Source organism: Nocardioides sp. CPCC 206348 (assembly GCF_048654705.1).
Classification (GTDB): domain Bacteria; phylum Actinomycetota; class Actinomycetes; order Propionibacteriales; family Nocardioidaceae; genus Nocardioides.
In genome coordinates, this window is the sequence record NZ_JBMCZA010000192.1 from 5,580 (window position 1) to 9,108 (window position 3,529).

Annotated in this window: 4 protein-coding genes; 3 read left to right on the forward strand and 1 reads right to left on the reverse strand. The window is 72.4% G+C overall.

Translation table 11 applies throughout. The features are described from left to right. From ACOADB_RS16755 to ACOADB_RS16765, 3 genes are all read left to right on the forward strand, one after another. A partial coding sequence (locus tag ACOADB_RS16755) for a PD-(D/E)XK nuclease family protein (protein WP_378600848.1) occupies positions 1 to 818 on the forward strand: 818 nt, incomplete at its 5' end. Continuing rightward, a complete protein-coding gene (recD, locus tag ACOADB_RS16760; protein ID WP_378600851.1) occupies positions 815 to 2,584 on the forward strand; it encodes an exodeoxyribonuclease V subunit alpha in 1,770 nt (589 codons plus the stop codon). The genes ACOADB_RS16755 and recD, both read left to right, overlap by 4 nt. A 65-nt stretch (positions 2,585 to 2,649) precedes the next feature. Continuing rightward, the gene (locus tag ACOADB_RS16765) at positions 2,650 to 3,249 is read left to right on the forward strand and encodes an ACT domain-containing protein (RefSeq protein ID WP_420280971.1); all 600 of its coding nucleotides are present in this window, start codon (positions 2,650 to 2,652) and stop codon (positions 3,247 to 3,249) included. Positions 3,250 to 3,253: 4 nt separating this feature from the next. On the opposite strand, the gene ACOADB_RS16770 is transcribed toward ACOADB_RS16765, so the two are convergent. Next, positions 3,254 to 3,529, reverse strand: a 276-nt coding sequence (locus ACOADB_RS16770) for a nitroreductase/quinone reductase family protein (RefSeq protein WP_378600857.1), incomplete at its 5' end; no start/stop codon positions are given.

Sequence of the window (3,529 nt, forward strand, 5' to 3'; positions counted from 1 at the left end):
CCACGTTCGGCTCCCTCGTCCACGCCGTCCTCGAGCACACCGACCCCACCGCCGCCGACCTGCGTGGCGAGCTGCTGGCCCAGATCGACGAACAGCTGACGTGGTGGCCGGTCCCGGTCGAGCCCGGGGAGCTGGCCGACGCCCTGGTCGCCGTCCTCGACACGCCCCTCGGTCCGTTGATGGACGGTACGACGCTACGCCGGATCGGCGTCCGTGACCGGCTCTGCGAGCTCGACTTCGAGCTGCCGCTCGCCGGGGGTGATGCTGCCGAAGCACCAGGGGAGGCGACCGTCCTGCTCGGCGACATCGCCGGCCTGCTGCGCCGCCACCTGCCCGAGGGCGACCCCGTCCGTGCCTACGCGGAGTCGCTCGACAACCCGCTGCTCGGCGACCAGACGCTGCGCGGCTACCTCACCGGTTCGGTCGACGTCGTGCTCAGGCTCGGGGAGCCCGAGTCCCCCCGCTACGTGATCGTCGACTACAAGACCAACTGGCTCGGTCCGCGCGAGGAGCCCCTGACGGCGGCGTCGTACCGACCCTCGGAGCTGGTCGACGCGATGGGCCACTCGGACTACCCGCTCCAGGCCCTCCTGTACGCCGTCGTGCTGCACCGGTTCCTGCGCTGGCGCCAGCCCGGGTACGACCCGGAGCTGCACTTCGGCGGCGTCGCCTACCTCTACCTGCGCGGCATGTGCGGACCCGAGAACCCGTCCGTCGACGGCGAGCCGTGTGGCATCTTCACCTGGCAGCCGCCGGCCGCGCTGGTCACCGACCTGTCCGACCTGCTGGACGGGTCGCTGGAAGGGGTGCACCGATGACCGGACTCTTCGAGGCGACCTCGCCCCACGACCCGCGGGTCGCGCGCCGGGTGGCCGGGTCGCTCGGCGCCTTCAACGCTGCCGGTGTGATCGATGCGGCCGACGTCCGCGTCGCCGAACGGGTCGCCGCCCTGGGCGGCGAGAGCGACGAGCGGGTCAAGCTGGCCGTCGCGCTGGCGGTCCGGTCCGTACGCGCCGGCTCCGTCGGGCTCGACCTCGAAGGCCTGCCAGACCTGGTCGAGCTCGGTGTCGATGGCGAGTGGCCCGAGCTCACCGAGTGGGCCGCGGCCATCGACGCGTCCCCCCTCGTGACGGGCGGCGTCATCCACCACGAGCTCGGACTCGTCTACCTCGACCGCTACCACCGGCTCGAGCGCCAGGTCGCCGACGACCTGGCCGAGCGGATCGCGCTCGGCCGCCCTCCGATCGACGAGGCCGCCCTCACCGCAACGCTGCAGCGGGTCAGCGGCGACCACCTGAGCCAGGAGCAGGCCCGGGCCGTCGAGCACGCCGCCCGCCACCGCACCACCGTGCTCACCGGCGGCCCCGGGACGGGCAAGACCACCACCGTGGCCCGGCTGGTGCTGGCGCTGGCCGATCAGTTCCGCGTCGACCACGCCCGCCGGATGTCGGTTGCCCTCGCGGCGCCGACCGGCAAGGCGGCGACCCGGTTGCAGGAGGCGGTCGGCGCCGAGCTCGGCGCCCTGGGCGCACTCGGCGACGGACCCGACCAGGTCCCGGCACCCGAGGCGATGACGCTGCACCGGCTCCTCGGCTGGCGCCCGGACAACACGACCCGGTTCCGGCACGACCGCGGCAACCGGCTGAAGTACGACCTGGTCGTGGTCGACGAGGCCTCGATGGTCGACCTCACGATGATGGCCCGCCTCCTCGACGCGGTGCGTCCGGAGACGCGGCTCGTGCTGGTCGGCGACCCGCGCCAGCTCACCTCGGTCGGCGCCGGCGCCGTCCTCTCGGACCTCGTCGGCGGCTTTGCCGGCCACGACGACTCACCGGTCGTGGCGCTCACCGAGAACCACCGTTCCACCGAGGAGATCAAGGGCCTCGCAGCCGCCCTGCGCGACGACGGCCCCGACGCCGCCGACCGGGTGCTGGAGGTGCTGCGCGCCGGCACCGGCGAGGTCGAGTACGTCGAGACCGACGACCCGGTGACGGCCCTGCGCGCCGAGTGCACGGCCTCCGCGTTGGCCGTCCGGCGAGCTGCGGAGGACGAAGGCCCCGCGGCCGCCATCGCGGCGCTCGACGGGTTCCGGCTGCTCTGCGCCCATCGCGAGGGCCCGCACGGTGTCCGGGTCTGGAACCACCACGTCGAGCAGTGGCTGGCCGCAGAGCTCGGCGCTCCGCTGGGCTCCGCCTGGTACGCCGGCCGCCCGCTCCTGGTGACCAGCAACGACTACGCCCTCGACATCTACAACGGCGAGACCGGCGTCGTGGTCGCCGACGCCCAGGGTCGTCCCCGCGCGTGGATCGCCGGCGCGGACGCACCGCGATCCTTCGCGCCCGCCCGCCTGGACGCGATCGACACGATGCACGCGATGACGATCCACAAGAGCCAGGGCAGCCAGGCGCGACGGATCGCGGTGCTGCTGCCCGAGGCCGACTCGCGGCTGCTGACCCGCGAGCTCTTCTACACCGCGGTCACCCGCGCCCAGGAGAGCGTCGTCGTGGTCGGCTCCGAGGCCGCCGTACGCGCTGCCGTGGACACCACGGCGCAGCGGGCGACCGGCCTGCGCCAGCGGCTGTGACGACCAACGCGTGGCCCCGCAACCACGCCGAAACGCGCGCGGGTTAGTGTCCAATCATGCCGTTCCTGTTGCGCGTACTGCTGCCCGACGTCCCCGGTTCGCTGGGTCGCGTCGCGACGGCGATCGGTATGGCCGGGGGCGACATCGAGGCGATCGAGATCGTCGAGAAGCGCGATGACGGCACCGCAGTCGATGATGTCCTGCTCGAATTGAACCAGGGCATGATGCCCGATTCGGTGGTCTCGGCGTGCACCTCGCTCGACGGTGTCGAGGTGCTCTGGATCAGTCGCTACCCCGCCGGCGGCAGCCTGGTGATGGACCTCGAGGCGGTCGAGGAGCTCACCGCGTCACCCGACACGGCGTTCGACAAGCTGATCGACCTGCTGCCCGCGACCTTCCGCGTCGACTGGGGCGCCCGCGTGCACCGCGCCAAGGGTGTCGTCTACGGCACCGGTGCCGCTCCGGACGAGTTCGAGTTCATCGAGATCGAGACCCCGCAGCGCCTCGAGTCACCCGAGGACGAGGTCACCCTCTTCGCCGCTGCCCGTCTCGACGGCAACGAGATCGTCGTGGTCGGCCGTCGTGGCGGCCCGGAGTTCGCGGACTCCGAGATCGCCCGGCTCGGCCACCTGTGTGGCCTCGCAGTGACGATCGCGAACGCCTGATCGCTCAGTCGATCGGTTCGAGGACGAAGACGGGGATCTCCCGGTCGGTCTTCTCCTGGTACGACGCGTACGTCGACCAGGTCGCCACCGCGTGGTCCCACCACTGGGCGCGCTCCTCGCCCTCGACGATCCGGGCGCGATAGGACTTCGCCTCCGGCCCGTCCTGGAGGTCGACCTCCGGGTGGGCGACGAAGTTGTCGTACCAGGCCGGGTTCTCGGGCGCGCCGCCCTTCGACGCGACAGCGACGTACACGCCGTCCTTCTCGACCCGCATGACCGG

Excerpts from the sequence above, each read along its gene's own strand:
- recD (WP_378600851.1), top strand. The coding sequence starts at position 815 with ATGACCGGACTCTTCGAGGCGACCTCGCCCCACGACCCGCGGGTCGCG.